The sequence below is a fragment of the Rhizobium sp. IBUN genome (genome assembly GCF_000510625.1).
Lineage (GTDB): Bacteria > Pseudomonadota > Alphaproteobacteria > Rhizobiales > Rhizobiaceae > Rhizobium > Rhizobium altiplani.
On sequence record NZ_AZNV01000002.1, the window covers coordinates 154,448 to 170,494 of the forward strand.

General features: G+C 61.6%; 14 protein-coding genes. 10 read left to right on the forward strand and 4 right to left on the reverse strand.

The window, feature by feature from the left end:
• Positions 1 to 56: 56 nt before the first annotated feature.
• The 9 genes from RHIBUN_RS0102750 to RHIBUN_RS0102790 all read left to right on the forward strand — a co-directional run bounded on the left by RHIBUN_RS0102750 (position 57) and on the right by RHIBUN_RS0102790 (position 10,217).
• Positions 57 to 1,298, forward strand: coding sequence for a sensor histidine kinase (locus RHIBUN_RS0102750; RefSeq protein WP_025658338.1), 1,242 nt, complete (start codon positions 57 to 59; stop codon positions 1,296 to 1,298).
• On the forward strand, positions 1,295 to 2,017 hold the full coding sequence (locus tag RHIBUN_RS0102755) for a response regulator transcription factor (RefSeq protein ID WP_018855451.1): 723 nt from the start codon (positions 1,295 to 1,297) through the stop codon (positions 2,015 to 2,017). Before RHIBUN_RS0102750 ends, RHIBUN_RS0102755 begins: the two co-directional genes overlap by 4 nt.
• 132 nt (positions 2,018 to 2,149) lie before the next feature.
• Entirely contained in the window at positions 2,150 to 3,322 is a 1,173-nt protein-coding gene (locus RHIBUN_RS0102760) for a transporter substrate-binding protein (RefSeq protein ID WP_037214814.1), read from the forward strand.
• Complete coding sequence (locus RHIBUN_RS0102765; RefSeq protein WP_025658340.1) at positions 3,322 to 3,927, forward strand: ANTAR domain-containing protein; 606 nt, start codon at positions 3,322 to 3,324, stop codon at positions 3,925 to 3,927. Before RHIBUN_RS0102760 ends, RHIBUN_RS0102765 begins: the two co-directional genes overlap by 1 nt.
• Positions 3,920 to 4,807, forward strand: coding sequence for an ABC transporter permease (locus RHIBUN_RS0102770; RefSeq protein WP_025658341.1), 888 nt, complete (start codon positions 3,920 to 3,922; stop codon positions 4,805 to 4,807). The genes RHIBUN_RS0102765 and RHIBUN_RS0102770 overlap by 8 nt, the downstream gene beginning before the upstream one ends.
• Positions 4,807 to 5,727, forward strand: coding sequence for an ABC transporter permease (locus tag RHIBUN_RS0102775; protein WP_025658342.1), 921 nt, complete (start codon positions 4,807 to 4,809; stop codon positions 5,725 to 5,727). The genes RHIBUN_RS0102770 and RHIBUN_RS0102775 overlap by 1 nt, the downstream gene beginning before the upstream one ends.
• A gap of 54 nt (positions 5,728 to 5,781) precedes the next feature.
• Complete coding sequence (locus RHIBUN_RS0102780; protein ID WP_025658343.1) at positions 5,782 to 7,407, forward strand: ABC transporter substrate-binding protein; 1,626 nt, start codon at positions 5,782 to 5,784, stop codon at positions 7,405 to 7,407.
• Entirely contained in the window at positions 7,397 to 8,341 is a 945-nt protein-coding gene (locus tag RHIBUN_RS0102785) for an acetamidase/formamidase family protein (protein ID WP_025658344.1), read from the forward strand. Before RHIBUN_RS0102780 ends, RHIBUN_RS0102785 begins: the two co-directional genes overlap by 11 nt.
• Before the next feature lie 61 nt (positions 8,342 to 8,402).
• Complete coding sequence (locus RHIBUN_RS0102790; RefSeq protein ID WP_037214734.1) at positions 8,403 to 10,217, forward strand: ABC transporter ATP-binding protein; 1,815 nt, start codon at positions 8,403 to 8,405, stop codon at positions 10,215 to 10,217.
• Positions 10,218 to 10,391: 174 nt separating this feature from the next.
• Here RHIBUN_RS0102790 and RHIBUN_RS0102795 read toward each other — a convergent pair whose 3' ends face one another.
• The 4 genes from RHIBUN_RS0102795 to RHIBUN_RS0102810 all read right to left on the reverse strand — a co-directional run bounded on the left by RHIBUN_RS0102795 (position 10,392) and on the right by RHIBUN_RS0102810 (position 14,519).
• A complete protein-coding gene (locus RHIBUN_RS0102795; RefSeq protein ID WP_025658346.1) occupies positions 10,392 to 11,759 on the reverse strand; it encodes an FAD-containing oxidoreductase in 1,368 nt (455 codons plus the stop codon).
• On the reverse strand, positions 11,759 to 12,217 hold the full coding sequence (locus tag RHIBUN_RS0102800; RefSeq protein ID WP_018855460.1) for a membrane protein: 459 nt from the start codon (positions 12,215 to 12,217) through the stop codon (positions 11,759 to 11,761). Before RHIBUN_RS0102800 ends, RHIBUN_RS0102795 begins: the two co-directional genes overlap by 1 nt.
• 94 nt (positions 12,218 to 12,311) lie before the next feature.
• Positions 12,312 to 13,499, reverse strand: coding sequence for an acyl-CoA dehydrogenase (locus RHIBUN_RS0102805; protein WP_025658347.1), 1,188 nt, complete (start codon positions 13,497 to 13,499; stop codon positions 12,312 to 12,314).
• 99 nt (positions 13,500 to 13,598) lie between these two features.
• Positions 13,599 to 14,519, reverse strand: coding sequence for a LysR family transcriptional regulator (locus tag RHIBUN_RS0102810; protein ID WP_025658348.1), 921 nt, complete (start codon positions 14,517 to 14,519; stop codon positions 13,599 to 13,601).
• 322 nt (positions 14,520 to 14,841) lie between these two features.
• On the opposite strand from RHIBUN_RS0102810, the gene RHIBUN_RS0102815 reads away from it, so the two are divergent.
• Positions 14,842 to 16,047: an ABC transporter substrate-binding protein gene (locus RHIBUN_RS0102815; RefSeq protein WP_018855463.1), complete on the forward strand. Its 1,206-nt coding sequence runs from the start codon at positions 14,842 to 14,844 to the stop codon at positions 16,045 to 16,047.

Consider the following 16,047-nt stretch of genomic DNA (forward strand, 5'->3'; position numbering starts at 1 on the left):
ACCATCTGGCGCTTACTAGAGCTGGCGCGCGCACGGAACCGCGCGAGGAGGAAACTATGCTCAAGCTGGCGCCTTCGGCGCTTCTCGACCATTATCTGGCGATTTCCCGACTTCTGGCGGGACAGCTGGAATTCCGGTCGGCCATCCGCGCGGTTGCCGCTGAGATTTCCCATATCATCCCGCATGACCATCTTGATGTATGCATCATGACCCATGGCGGAAAATATCATACCGCCTACGAAACCGGCATCGAAACGGCGTGGGGCAACCGCCCATCGGCGCTCGTCTCGGAAAGCCCGATCCGCACCCTGCTTTGGGGTGAGGTCGGCTATCTTCTGACCGACGACGCCTGTGTCGATCCACGGTTCAATTTTGATGGTGCCTTCTCCCGCCCCATACTCGAAGAGGCGCTGCGAAGCCGCATTCACGTTCCACTCAAGGTCGAGGGCGACGTTATCGGCGCGCTCAGCTGTTCCGCTCATGATGCGGCGTTGTACACGCTCGACGACGTTTCCAACGCCCGATCCATTGCCGATCTGCTGTCGCCCTATTTCTTCGCCCTGCGCGCCGCCGAGCAAGCCCAGCAGTCGGCAATCGTTGAGGCGGAAGCACGGGCACGAGAGGAAGGCTTGCGTCTCGGCGCGCTCAAGCTGACCGAGGCGCTTGAAGCCGAACGCCAGCGCATCGGCATGGACCTGCATGATCAGACGCTCGCGGACCTGACGCGCCTGTCGCGCCGTCTGGAACGGCTGACCCGCGAGCCGGATATTTCGGGGGAAACGCTGGAGCCGCTTGCACGCAGCCTCCAGCACAGCATGCAGGATCTCCGTCAAATCATCGACGAGGCGAAGCCTTCGATATTGCAGCTGTTCGGATTTGCCCAGGCAGTCGAAAACCAGCTGGATCGCGCCATCCGGGATAGCGGCCTGTGCGTGACGCAACGACTTGTCGACAACACCGCCGGCATCATCGACAAGCTAGAGCCGACCGTCCGCATTGCACTTTTCCGCATCACGCAGGAAGCTATCAACAACGCCGTGCGGCACGGGCAGCCCGATCACATCACCGTCACTCTAAGCGGGAAGCCCGACGGCATTTCGATCGAGGTATGCGACGACGGCATTGGCATTGCAAAGCTGAGACGCCGTAATGGCTCGGGCATCGACAACATGAAAACGCGCGCACGGCTGATTTCGGCCAGGTTCACGATACTGGACGCACGGGATGCATCTGGAACCATCGTTGCAATTCATCTACCGACGACTGCCCAGTCGATCCAATCGGGGAATCAAGCATGAAGGTTCTGATCGTCGAAGACGACCCTCTCCACCGGTCCTATCTGCATGAGGCTATCTGCGCCTCGCTGCCGGAATGCGAGATGGTCATCGAGGCGCAAAATGGCAAAGAGGGAGAGAAACTTGCGCGCGACCACAAATCCGCGCACGTCGTCATGGATCTCCAGATGAACAACCGCAACGGTATAGAGGCTGCGCGCACGATCTGGAACGAGCGGCCCGATACCCGCATTCTCTTTTGGTCCAACTATTCCGACGAAGCTTATGTACGCGGCGTATCGCGCATCGTTCCCGACGGCGCGGCTTACGGCTACGTGCTGAAGTCTGCCTCGGACGAACGCCTCAGACTTGCGTTGCGGAGCATTTTCATCGAGGCGCAGTGCGTGATTGACCGCGAGGTTCGCGGGATGCAGCAGAAGAGCCTTGGTCACGCAAAAGGCTTCAGCGATAGCGAGTATGAAATCCTTGTCGATATCGCGCTCGGCCTTACGGATCGCGCGATCGCCCGTCGTCGCGGTCTTTCTCTGCGCAGCGTTCAAAACAGGCTACAGCAGCTGTATGAAAAGCTCGAAGTCTATCAAAACTCATCTGAAGATAATGAGGACGGCCGCTTTAATCTGAGGGCCAGGGCAGTGACCGTCGCGCTGTTGCGGAAGCTTTTGAACTACAGTGCTCTGGAACGGGCCGAAACCGAACTCTCAGAATGGTTGTCGTCACTTTAATTCTTGCTTTCGCCTATACTTGACGGCCCTATGCAAAGGGCGCTATCAATTCCGAACATCGAAAAAAATCAGGCGGTTCGGCCTCACCGGGATGACATCCCGCGTGGGGGTTTTTTCGTTCATAGGTGCTTTTTGGACACTCGGACGGTTGTTCAGGTCGGCGTATTGTTTTCCCGCTCCGGTCCCTACGCGGATCTGGGTGAGCAGGGCTACGCTGGCACAATGGCTGGGATCGCCGCAGTCAATGCACGCACCGGCCTGCCGTTCCGGCTTGAGGCCAGCGTTGCCGATCCGAAGGGAAACACCGATCGCTATGCTGCGCTTGCAGCCGAGCTGGTGAGCGGTGGCGAGGTCCGACATATTGTCGGCTGCACGACATCCTGGAGCCGCAAAGAGGTCATCCCGGTCCTGGAAAAGACGCAGGCACTCCTCTGGTACCCCTGCGTCTACGAGGGGTTCGAGGCGAACGAGAATGTTGTCTATGTCGGCGCCTGCGCCAACCAGCACATTCTACCGCTTCTGGAATTCGCCCTTCCTGCCTTCGGCCGCCGGGGTTTCCTCCTCGGCTCAAACTACATTTGGGGCTGGGAGACATGCCGTATTGCTCGTGATGTGATCCTGCGTTCCGGTGGCGAGGTCCTCGGCGAAAGGCACGTTCCGCTCGGCGACGCCGATATCGACCGTATCATCGATGAAATTCACCGCAAAAAGCCGGATTTCATCCTCAATTCGCTGATCGGACCGTCATCCTACGCTTTCCTGCGCGCCTATCGCGCGCTCGGCGAGCGCGACGGCGATTTCGCGCCGGGCCGTCGCCCGGTGCTGAGCTGCAATCTCGGTGAGAACGAGATCGTCAAGATCATGCCTGCGGCCGAAGGGCACTACACCACAGCCACCTATTTCGAAACGCTGGAGACGCAGGAGAACGCGCGCTTTCTCGCGGGACTTCCAGCAGACGCTCGCGCCGCCGGCATATCGGCCTTCTTCACTCAGGCCTATTCGGCGGTTCTGCTGATCGCTGCCGGGATCGAGGTCGCAGGCGAAGCGGCGGCACTCGATGTGCTCGAAGCGGTCAAGGCACGCGCGGTCGAAACGCCTTTCGGCCCGTTGCGGATCGACCCGGCCAACAACCACATTCACGTGGTCGCGCATGTCGCTCGGGCGACTGCCGGCGGCCGTTATGATATCGTCCGGCAAGGACGCGACGCGATCGCACCGGATCCTTTCCTCATCCGCTCGGCGCTTGCCGTTCCCGCAATCGAAACCGCGACGACGCCGTCCCGACCACAGCTGAGACTCGTCTAATGAACAATGGCTTCATGACGCCTTCCTTCGAAGGCCTAAGAGCGCTGATCCTGCACCGCCAACACGCCAATACCGAGGCGCTGGAACGCCAGTTCGCGCGCATCGGCGTCAGTGCCGTGACCGTCTGGCCGGAGCTTGCGGCCGAACAGTCGTTTCAGGATTTCGACGTGCTGATGTTCGACGCAGACATGGGCTATGACGAGCAGTTTCCCTGGAGCGCCGGCGAGGCGCCCATTCCGACGATCGCCCTGATCGGCAGCGAAGCGCCGGGACGGATCACCTGGGCCGTCAGCCACGGCGCCGACGCGCAGCTGCTGAAGCCGATCGGCAGCTCGGGCGTCTATAGCGCGCTGGTCATTGCCACGCATGCGTTTAAACGCCGCAAGTCGCTCTCAAGCGAGGTCGCAACGCTCTCCGAACGCCTGGCGAACCGGGAAAACCTTGCCGAGGCCACCGCGATCTTGATGGTGCGGGAGCGGCTGCCGGCCAACGCCGCCTATGCGCTTCTTCGCCGCCGCGCGATGGACGAACGCCGAACGATCGACGAGGTCGCTCAAATCATTCTGGAGAAAACCGGGTTGAACGAGGGCAAGTGCCGTGGCTGAGGTCGCCATCTCCGTTCCTGTTGCCCCGACACCTGGCGTCTTTCGCCGCCTCCTGAAGCGCAAACTTGCCGTTTTCGGGCTGATCGTCATTGCACTGATCGTTTTCGCCGCAGTGTTTGCGCCATGGATCGTTCCTTACAATCCGGATGAACAGTTCTTCGAAGGACTGACGCTCGAGGGCGCGCCGCTCGCGCCGAACGCGCAGTTCTGGTTCGGCACCGATCTGGTCGGCCGCGATCTCCTGAGCCGCATCATCTACGGCGCGCGAACCTCGCTGATCATTGGCGTCATCGCCAACGGCGTTTCCGTCCTCATCGGCTCGGCGGTCGGTATCACTGCCGGCTATTTCAAGGGCTGGGTGAGTACTGTGCTGATGCGTTTCACCGATCTGATGATGGCATTTCCGGCGCTGTTGCTTGCCATCGTGCTTGCGGCGATCTTCCGCCCGAGCCTCCTGATCGTTGCCATGGTGATCGCCATGGTCAACTGGGTGCAGATCGCCCGCGTGCTCTACACGGAAACACGTTCGCTTGCCGAGCGGGATTTCGTAGAGGCTGAACGGGCACTCGGAGCGGGGACTTTCCGCATCCTCACCCGCCACATTTTCCCGCATCTGGTATCGACTATCGTCGTCTATGCGACGCTCGGCATTGCAACGACGGTGCTGCTCGAGGCGACGCTCAGCTACCTTGGCATCGGCGTCCAGCCGCCGACCGCCTCCTGGGGCAACATCATTTTCGAGAACCAGACCTATTTCACCAGCGCGCCCTGGCTCGTCTTCATTCCGGGTTTTGCGATCATCTTGCTCGCGCTCGCGTTCAATCTCGTCGGCGATGCCCTGCGCGACATCCTCGACCCGACTCAGCAGGGGCACCACTGATGATCTCCTACGTCGCCCGCCGCCTGCTGCAATCGGCGCTCATTCTGGTCGGCATCAGTCTGGTCACCTTCGTGCTGCTTTACCTTTTGCCGGCCGATCCGGCCCGCCAGATCGCCGGGCGCAGCGCGACGGCCGAGACAGTGGAAAGCATCCGTCAGCAGCTCGGGCTCAACCTGCCATTCTACCAGCAGTATCTGCGCTATGCGACCGGACTGCTGCACGGCGATTTCGGCCGCTCCTACCTGCAGAAAACCGAGGTGGTGGAGCTGATCGCCTCGCGCCTGCCGGCAAGCCTGCTTCTGATGGCAGGGGCGATCACCTGCGAACTCATTCTCGGCATCGCCATGGGTCTCGTCTCGGCGCTGCGCCGTGGCTCTGGGCTCGACAACGGGCTGATGCTGCTTTCCTTCGTCGGCGTTTCGGCGCCGCAATTCGTTATCGGCATCCTGATGCTCTACGTTTTTTCCGTGCAACTCGGCTGGTTTCCGATCGGCGGCTACGGCACCTTCGCGCATCTTGTGCTGCCCTCACTCACTCTCGGAGTGCTGGGAGCGGGCTGGTATGCGCGCATGATGCGTTCCTCGATGATCGACGTGCTGCGCCAGGATTTCATCCGCACGGCTCATTCCAAGGGGCTTGGCCGCGCCACCGTGATTTTCCGCCACGCGCTGCCCAACGCCATTCTGCCGGTAATCGCGATGATCGGCATCGACATCGGGATGTTCATGTCGGGCATCGTCGTCGTCGAAAGCGTATTCGGGTGGCCCGGTATCGGCCAGCTTGCCTGGCAGGCGATCCAGCGGGTGGACATTCCGATCATCATGGGAGTCACGCTGGTCTCGGCCATGGCCATTGTCGTCGGCAATCTCATGGCGGACCTCATCGCCCCGATGATCGATCCGCGCATCAAGCTTCGCTGACGATCGTCGGCGGATAACGTGAACAGGTACAAAAAAACCAGAGGAGAATTGCAAATGCGTAAGACACTTCTTGCAGGCGTGGCGTTCTTTGCCATTGCCGCAGCGGGCATGACGGCGGTACACGCCGATGACATCAAGCAGGGCGGCCAGATGGTCGTGACCTACAAGGACGACGTGTCGACGCTCGATCCGGCCATCGGCTATGACTGGCAGAACTGGTCGATGATCAAGAGCCTGTTCGACGGTCTCATGGACTACGAACCCGGCACTTCCACACTTCGGAAAGATCTCGCCGAGGACTACACCATCTCCGACGACGGCAAGACCTTCACCTTCAAGCTGCGCAAGGGCGTGAAGTTCCACAACGGCCGCGAAATGACTGCCGAGGACGTGAAATACTCGCTGGACCGCGTCACCAACCCGGCGACCCAGAGCCCCGGCGCCGGCTTCTTTGGCTCGATCAAGGGCTTCGACAAGATGGCCGACGGTTCGGCCAAGTCGCTGGAGGGCGTCACTGTCGTTGATCCCTACACGATCAAGTTCGAACTGACCCGTCCGGACGCCACCTTCCTGCACGTCATGGCGATCAACTTCTCCTTTGTCGTCCCGAAGGAAGAAGTCGAAAAATGGGGCGCCGATTTCGGCAAGCATCCGGTCGGTACGGGCGCGTTCAAGCTGGGCGAGTGGACGCTCGGCCAGAAGCTCGTGTTCGAGCGCAACAAGGATTACTGGAACGCTGGCCTTCCGAAGCTCGACCAGATCACTTTTGAGGTTGGCCAGGAGCCGGTTGTGGCACTTCTGCGCCTGCAGAAAGGCGAGGTCGACGTCGCCGGCGACGGCATTCCGCCGGCAAAGTTCCTCGAGGTGAAGAACGACCCGACCTATGCCAAGCTGATTGTCGAGGGCGGTCAGCTGCACACCGGCTACGTCACCATGAAGACGACGATGAAGCCCTTCGACAACGTCAAGGTGCGTCAGGCCGTCAACATGGCGATCAACAAGGATCGCATCATACGCATCATCAACGGCCGCGCCGTTCCTGCGAACCAGCCTCTGCCGCCGACCATGCCGGGCTTCGCCAAGGACTTCGAAGGCTACAAGTACCACGTGGAGGGCGCCAAGAAGCTTTTGGCTGAAGCCGGTCTGGCGGACGGATTCGAAACCGAACTCTACGTCTACAACACCGACCCGCAGCCTCGCATCGCCCAGGCGATCCAACAGGATCTCGCCGCCATCGGCATCAAGGCTGAAATCAAATCGCTGGCCCAGGCCAATGTCATTGCCGCCGGCGGTGAGCCGGACCAGGCGCCGATGGTCTGGTCGGGCGGCATGGCCTGGATCGCCGACTTCCCGGATCCGTCCAACTTCTACGGCCCGATCCTCGGCTGCTCGGGCGCGGTCAAGGGTGGTTGGAACTGGTCCTACTACTGCAACAAGGCACTGGAAGAGCGCGCAACCGCGGCCGATTCGATCACCGATCCGGCCAAGAAGGCTGAGCGCGAGGAAGCCTGGCGGTCGATCTTCCTCGACATCATGAAGGATGCCCCGTGGGCACCAGTCTTCAACGAGCAGCGATTCACCATCCGCTCCGAGCGGCTCGGTGGTCCGGACGCGATTTTCGTCGATCCAGTCCACATCCCCATCAACTACGAGCAGGTTTACGCCAAAGATGTGCAATAACTGTAACTACACCATCCACGGCGCGCATCATCACTTCGGGTGGGATCGTTCGATCCCGCCCGTCGAGAAAGTCGCGCCGGGCTCGACGATCCGCTTCGAATGCATGGATAGCGGCAGCGGGCACTTCAATGCCAACAGCACCGCGGCCGATGTCGCGACGCTGGATTTCTCGAAGGTCAATCCGGTCACCGGTCCCGTCTATATCGACGGGGCCGAGCCCGGGGACGCGGTCAAGATCACCATCCACGAGTTCGAGCCTTCCGGCTTCGGCTGGACGGGGATCATTCCGGGTTTCGGACTTCTGGCGGATCAGTTCACCAGCCCGGCCCTGACGGTATGGAAATACGATCCCGTCAGCATGGAGCCGGCTATGTTCGGCAAGAACGGTCGCGTGCCGTTGAAACCGTTCGCCGGCACGATCGGGCTGGCGCTGGCGGAAGAAGGGCGTCATTCGGTTGTTCCGCCGCGGCGGGTGGGGGGCAATCTCGACATCCGGGACCTGTCCTCCGGCTCTGTGCTTTACCTGCCGGTTGAAGTCGCTGGCGGCCTGTTCTCGATCGGTGACACGCACGCTGCACAGGGCGATGGCGAGGTTTGCGGCACGGCGATCGAAAGCCAGATGAACCTCACGGTGACGCTGGATCTCGTCAAGGGCGCCAAGCTGTCCATGCCGCGCTTCACCACGCCCGGCCCGGTGACCCGTCATCTCGACGCCAAGGGCTACGAGGTGACGACCGGGATCGGAGCGGACCTGATGGATGGGGCCAAGGCCGCCGTTTCCAACATGGTCGATCTGCTCGGCAAGCTCTACAACCTCTCCGCCGACGACGCCTATATGCTCTGCTCGGTCTGCGGCGACCTGCGCATCAGCGAAATCGTCGACATGCCGAACTGGGTCGTGTCGTTCTACTTCCCGCGGATCGTGTTCGAATAAGCCATGCGGAGCCGCGTTTCAGACGCGGCTCCGCTTCTTTCACCCCTATTGATCGCAAGCCATGACGACGACGCACAAGACATCCTCAGAACCGCTACTTTCTGTTCGCGATCTCGTGACACAGGTGGCGACCCCCATGGGCGCGAAGACCGTCGTCGACGGCCTGAGTTTCGATCTCATGCGTGGCGAAACGCTGTGCATCGCCGGCGAAAGCGGTTCCGGCAAGTCGATGACGGCACTGTCGCTGATCCAGCTGCTGCCGAAGCCGATGGCGCGGGTCGCTTCCGGCGTGGCGCTGTTCAAGGGCCGTGATGTCTTCGCGCTCGACGACGAGGGACTGCGCAAGCTGCGCGGCAAGGAAATCGGAATGATCTTCCAGGAGCCGATGACCTCGCTCAATCCGGTGCTGACGATCGGGCGCCAGCTCGTCGAAGCGATCACGGCGCAACGGCCGATGAGCCATGCCGAAGCCATGGCCGAGGCCCTGCGGCTTCTCGAACAAGTGCAGATTTCAGACGCGGCACGGCGGTTAAGCCAATACCCGCACGAACTTTCAGGCGGCATGCGTCAACGTGTGATGATCGCGATCGCGCTGTCGCAAGGCCCCGATATCCTGATCGCCGACGAACCGACCACGGCGCTCGACGTAACCGTCCAGGCGCAAATCCTGAGCCTGATCCGCCACCTGCAGAAGGAGCATGGAACGGCGGTGATCATGATCACCCACGACATGGGCGTCGTCGCGGAAATGGCCGACCATGTCCTGGTGATGAAGAATGGCAAAGCCGTGGAATACGGCACCGTGCACGACATCTTCGAAAAACCGGGCGCGCCCTACACGCAGATGCTGCTCGAGGCGGTTCCAACGCTCGGGGAAATGCACGGCATCGACACGCCGAAGCGAGCAAAACCGATCCCCGCCGTTCCTGCCTCCGCGACCACGGAGGCTGCGGCACGGACCGACGGGGCGCTGGTGGAGGTGAGGGATCTCACCGTGCGTTTCGACATCAAGGGCGGCATTCTCCAGCGTCCGGTGAGCCGCGTCCATGCGGTCGAGGGCCTGAGCTTCGAGATCGCGAAGGGCGAAACACTCTCGCTGGTCGGTGAAAGCGGCTGCGGCAAGTCGACGACCGGCAAGGCGTTGATGAACCTGATCCCGTGGACAGGCTCGATCCGGGTTAAGGGACAGGAGACGAGCGGACTCGGTCGCCGGGCGATGAAGCCGATCCTCCGCGACGTGCAGATGGTGTTCCAGGATCCCTATGCCTCGCTCGATCCGCGCTATCGCGTTGGCGATCTCGTGGCCGAGCCGTTGGTAATCCATGGCCTTGCCAAGGGGTCCGAGCTCAAGGACCGGGTGGAGTACTTGTTCCGCCGGGTTGGTCTGTCGCCGGATCAGATCAACCGCTATCCGCACGAATTTTCAGGCGGCCAGCGCCAGCGCATCTCGATTGCGCGCGCCTTGTCGCTGTCACCGAAGGTCATCATCGCGGACGAAAGCGTCTCGGCGCTCGACGTGTCGATCCAGGCGCAGGTTCTTGATCTACTGCAGGATATCCAGAACGAGACCGGCATCGCCTATCTGTTCATCTCCCACGACATGGCCGTGGTGGAACAGATCAGTCACCGTGTCGCGGTGATGTATATGGGCCAGTTCGTGGAAGTGGGAACCCGCCGGCAGATCTTCGAAAACCCGCGGCACAGCTATACGCGCCAGCTGCTCAGCGCAGTGCCGGTTCCGGATCCTCGCCGCGAACGCCGGCTTTACGACGCCGCAGCCCGCGAGATCAAAAGCCCGATCCGGCCGCTCGGATACCAGCCGGTCTACAATCAGCTGACGGACATCGGCGATCGGCATCTGGTCGCGGCGGCCTGAGGCGATCACGGGCAGGGGACGATGTTGCCCGCATTGCCCGGGCGTCCGCCCACTGTGGTCATGAGGGATATCGGGTGGCGCACCTCACTCCTCCGCGACGACGTAACCGATTTTGAGTGGGGGTGAGATCATCGATTGCGGCTCTCACCCCAGACCGGCCGCCGCGGCGATTTGCTAGACCGCCTTCAGATCCCCGAGCAATGTCGGAATGAGTTCTGACACGGTTGGATGGATCGGCACCGCCCATTTCAGCACCGGATAGGGCGCCTTGGCATTCATCGCGTCGATGAAACCGTGGATCGCCTCGTCACCTTCGATCCCGAGGATTGCAGCACCCAGGATCTGCTGCGTTTCGGCATCGGCGATCACCTTCATGAAGCCCTTGGTCTCGGCGCGCTCGTTGGCGCGGCCGACACGGCTCATCGGCCGTGTGGAGATCATGATGGTGCGGCCCGACGCCCGTGCTTCCTTCTCGGTCATCCCGACGCGACCGAGCGGCGGGTCGATATAGAGCGCATAAGCAGGAATGCGATCGCTGACCTTGCGATCCTCGCCGTCGAGAAGGTTCGCGGCAGCGATCTCGAAGTCATTGTAGGATGTGTGGGTGAAGGCGCCTCGGCCATTGCAATCGCCGAGCGCGAAGATCCCCTCGACATTGGTGGCAAGCTTGTCGTCAACGGTGATGTAACCGCGCCGGTCGGTGGCGACGCCTGCCTTGTCAAGACCGAGGTCGTCGGTGTTCGGCGTGCGCCCGGTGGCAACCAGCACGTGGCTCGCCTCAATGGCCGGCTGACCATTGCCGATGCTGACGCTGATGCCGTTGGCCGTATTGGCAAATCCGATCCCGTCGGCATCCGTATGTACGGCAATGTCTTCCGAGCGCAGGATGTCAGCGATCGCGTCTGAAATGTCGGCATCCTCACGCGAGGCAAGCTTCGGCCCGCGTTCGATCACCGTCACCTCAGCCCCGAACCGGCGATACATCTGCGCGAACTCAAGCCCGATATAGCTGCCGCCGATGACAGCAAGGTGCCTTGGAAGACGGTCGAGATGGATGATCGAGGTGCTTGTCAGGTAGTCTATGTCGCCAATCCCGGGCATGGCGGGGATGGTCGGCCGCGCGCCGACATTCAGGAAGATCCTTGGGGCCGTCAGGATCTCGCCGTTGACGGTCACGCTGTGGGTGTCCTGGAAACGGGCATGTCCATAGATGACGGTCATGCCGTCCATTCCGGCGAACCAGTTGATCAGGCCGTTGCGGGCGTTCATCGTCACGGTTTCGGCACGTTTGCGCACGACGGTCATGTCGATGCCCACGCCACCTGGAAGCACCACCCCGAAGTCCGCGCCGCGCCGCGCCATGTGGGCGGCACGGGCACTTGCCACCAGCGTCTTGGTGGGCATGCAGCCGGCATTGACACAGGTGCCGCCCAGGAACTTTCGTTCGATCAACGCCACCTTCATGCCATTGGCGACCATGCGCGCGGCGAGGAAGGGACCGGATTGGCCGGCCCCGATGACGATGGCGTCGAAACTAGGCATCACACTGCTCCCACGATGATGAGCGCGCCGATGATCGCAACCGCATCCTCGATCAGCGCTGCCGGTGTATCCTTGCCGAAGGCGGCGGCGAGTTTACCACGAGCCGCCGCTCCACCGAACGTGCCAATCGCTGCGCCAACGACGCCCGCAATCAGTCCGCCAATGAGTGAGACGCCGGTAACACCGATCGTGGCGCCCGCCAGCCCGCCCATGATCAAGCGGGCGGCAAATTGCATCGGAACCTTGCGGGACGGGGTCGAGGGCAGCTGGTCGGTGATCAGTTCGACCACAGCGAGCAAGGTGAACACCCATGGGGCCCAACGATATCCCATGAAGGCAAGCGGCGTCTGCGAAACGTCAAGCCAGCCGAGAGCAGCCGCCCAGGCAACGGCGGCAGGCGCCGTCATGGCCCTGAGACCCGCGATAATTCCAATCAGAAATGCAAGAAGCAAAAGCATGTGCAATCCCCCATGCCGCGCACAATTTAAGCGCGGTCATCGGAAGCTTGCACATTGTCGCACAGGTTTCAATTTGCGCGATGGTTTACGTGTTTCAATTGGCGAAGGCGGCAATGCCCGTGACGGCGCGGCCGAGGATAAGGGCGTGGACGTCGTGGGTCCCCTCATAGGTGTTGACCACCTCGAGGTTGACGAGATGGCGGGCAATGCCGAACTCGTCGGAAATGCCATTGCCGCCGAGCATGTCACGCGCCAGCCTTGCGACGTCGAGGGCCTTGCCACAGGAATTGCGCTTGACGATGGAGGTCAGTTCCACGGGCGGGTGCCCGTCCTCCTTCATGCGGCCGAGCCTGATGCAGCCCTGCAGGCCGAGCGCGATTTCGGTCACCATGTCGGCGAGCTTCTTCTGGATGAGCTGGTTGGCAGCCAGCGGCCGGCCGAACTGCTTGCGGTCGAGCACATATTGACGTGCCCTGGCATAGCAGTCCTCGGCAGCGCCGAGCGCCCCCCAGGCAATGCCGAAGCGGGCGGAGTTCAGGCAGGTGAACGGGCCCTTGAGGCCCGAGACGTTGGGCAGCAGGTTCTCCTCCGGTACGAACACCTCATCCATCACCACCTCACCGGTGATCGAGGCGCGCAGGCCGACCTTGCCGTGGATCGCCGGCGCCGACAGGCCCTTCCAGCCCTTCTCGAGGATGAAGCCGCGTATGACGCCGTCTTCGGTCTTGGCCCAGACGACAAATACGTCGGCGATCGGGGCATTGGAAATCCAGGTCTTGGCACCGGTCAGGCTGTAGCCGCCATCAACCTTTTTCGCCCGCGTCACCATCGAGCCCGGATCTGAGCCGTGGTTGGGTTCGGTGAGGCCAAAGCAGCCGATCCACTCGCCGGTCGCAAGCTTCGGCAGGTACTTCTGCTTCTGCGCCTCGGAGCCGAAGGCATCGATCGGCACCATGACGAGGGACGACTGCACGCTCATCATCGAGCGGTAGCCGCTGTCGACGCGCTCGACCTCGCGGGCAATCAGACCGTAGGCGACGTAGCCCAGGCCGGCCCCACCATATTCCGGCGCGATCGTCGGCCCGAGCAGTCCGAGTTCGCCCATTTCGCGAAAGATCTCCGGATCGGTCTTCTCGTGACGGAAGGCTTCGAGCACGCGCGGCGCCAGCTTGTCCTGTGCATAAGCCTGCGCCGTCTCCTGCACCATGCGCTCCTCATCGGTCAGCTGCTCGACAAGGCGAAACGGATCGGCCCAATCAAAGATCTCGCGGGTATGCTGCATGGTCACTTCTCCTCATTTACCTGCTGGCACCAACATCCTTCGGGCATAGACCCGGCCGTCGAATGGGTCAACTCGCCAAGAACACTGCTCGGTGGCGCCTTATCGCTTCACCCAGGGCGGGATGAACCTGACATCCTCGCCGGTCACCGCCTCGCGCAGGAAATCGATGACCGCACGCACCCGCGGCGACTGGCGAAGATCGCGATGGCAGGTGATCCAGTAGTGCCGTCGGAGATCGACTTCTTCAGGGAGAACCCGCTCGAGTTCGGGGTAGCGACTTGCGAAGAAATAGGGAAGCACGCAAAGCCCAAGACCGTTTCTGGTCGCCGTCAGCTGCGCAAAGATGCTCGAACTCTGGAACTGGGGCTTGATGCGCGGATGCACGTCGCCAAGATAGTCGAGGCCAGGGGCGAAGATCATTTCCTCTATGTAGCTGATGAACGGGTGCCCCAGGAGGTCGTCGCGGCAGGTGATGGGCGCGCTTCGGTAGAGATAGTCGCGCGAGCCATAGACCTGAAGGTGGTAGTCGGTGAGCTTGTCGGAGAAATACGGTCCGCCCTTCGGCTCATCGAGAACAACGGTGATATCGGCCTCCTTGCGCGACAGCGACATGATCTGCTGGATCGTCACAAGTTCGAGCGACAAATTCGGATGCCTTGCGACGAACTGCGGCAACACACGCGCGAAGAAGAAATTGGAGAAGCCCTCGGGCGCACTGAGGCGTACCACGCCGCGTTGGGTCGTTGCGCCATCGGTGAGGTCGGCTCGCAACCGTTCGGTCTCCTGCTCCATCTTCTCGGCGGTTTCGACGAAGCGGGCGCCCATCGCCGTCATCACATAGCCGCGAGCGTTGCGTTCGAAGAGCTTGACCTTGAGCGCAAACTCCAGCCGGTCGATGCGGCGCGACACGGTGGCGTGGCTGCTGCGCAATTGCCGCGCCGCAGTCGACAGCTGTCCGGTGCGGGCAACCGCGAGAAAGAACTGCAGGTCATCCCAGGTAAATTGCGGCGGATTGTTCATTCGGATCCCCCAAATCGGCGCCTGCATCATCCAGCCGTTCGATATTGGTCTTTCGTCTAATGCACCCCAGCCTGCACCTCGTCGTCTTCCGCCCTAGGTTCCAACGAAAGCGCCCTAACGATCTGCATTCATTGGGGAACCGCGACAGACCAACAGTTCTGTTCAAAAACGAACAGATACTGTTTGGAATTAGTTGTAAAGCGGCCTTGCCTGATTGGTGCAATTCCATGATCGTGGGGGCATGCGCTGGCGGCCTTGAGGAGGGCGGCTGGCCAAATTTGAACAGATCCGCGTTCTGGCCAATCTCTGGGAGGAGAGACATATGCGAAAGAATCTCATTGCGTCGCTGGCATTCCTGCTTGCAAGCAGCACTGCCGTGCTTGCCGATGGTGCATCCGACGGCAAGGTGAAGATCGGCATCCTGAACGACCAGTCCGGCGTCTACGCTGATTTCGGCGGCAAGTCCTCCGTCGAGGCGGCCAAGATGGCGGTCGAGGATTTCGGCGGCAAGGTGCTTGGCGTGCCGGTGGAGATTGTCGACGCCGACCACCAGAACAAGCCTGACATCGCCTCCAACATTGCCCGCCAGTGGTACGACACGGAGCAAGTGGACGCGATCATGGAATTGACCACCTCGTCGGTGGCGCTCGCGGTTCAGGCGATCGCGAAGGAAAAGAAGAAGATCAACATCGTCACCGGGGCCGCGACCACGGATCTCACCGGGAAGGCCTGTTCGCCCTACGGCTTCCACTGGGCCTATGACACGCATGCGCTTGCCGTCGGCACTGGCGGTGCGCTTGTCAAGCAAGGCGGCGACAGCTGGTTCTTCCTGACGGCCGACTACGCATTCGGCTACTCCCTGGAGCAGCAGACGAGCGATTTCGTCAAGTCCGCCGGCGGCAAGGTCGTCGGTTCTGTCCGCCATCCCCTGTCGAACCAGGATTTCTCGTCCTTCCTGCTGCAGGCACAATCCTCCGGCGCCAAGGTGATCGGCCTTGCCAATGCCGGCCTTGATACGTCCAACGCCATCAAGCAGGCTGCCGAGTTCGGCATCACTCAGGGTGGCCAGCATCTGGCGGCACTGCTCTTCACACTGGCCGAAGTTCATGGCCTGGGGCTCGAGGCAGCGCAAGGCCTGACGCTGACGGAAGGCTATTACTGGAACCTCGACGACAAGAGCCGCGAATTCGGCAAGAAGTTCTTCGCCCGCACCGGCAAGATGCCGAACATGATCCACGCCGGTACCTATTCGGCCGTGCTCCAGTATCTCAAGGCGATCGACAAGGCCGGCACCGACGACACCGAGGCCGTTGCCAAGCAGCTGCACGAACTGCCCGTCGACGACGTCTTCGCTCGCGGTGGCACCGTGGGCCCGAATGGCCGCATGATCCACGACATGTACCTGCTGCAGGTCAAGAAGCCGGCCGACAGCAAGGAACCGTGGGACTACTTCAACGTTCTCGCGACCATTCCGGGCAAGGAAGCCTATATCGATCCCGCCAAGAGCGGCTGCGCCCTGGTGAACTAG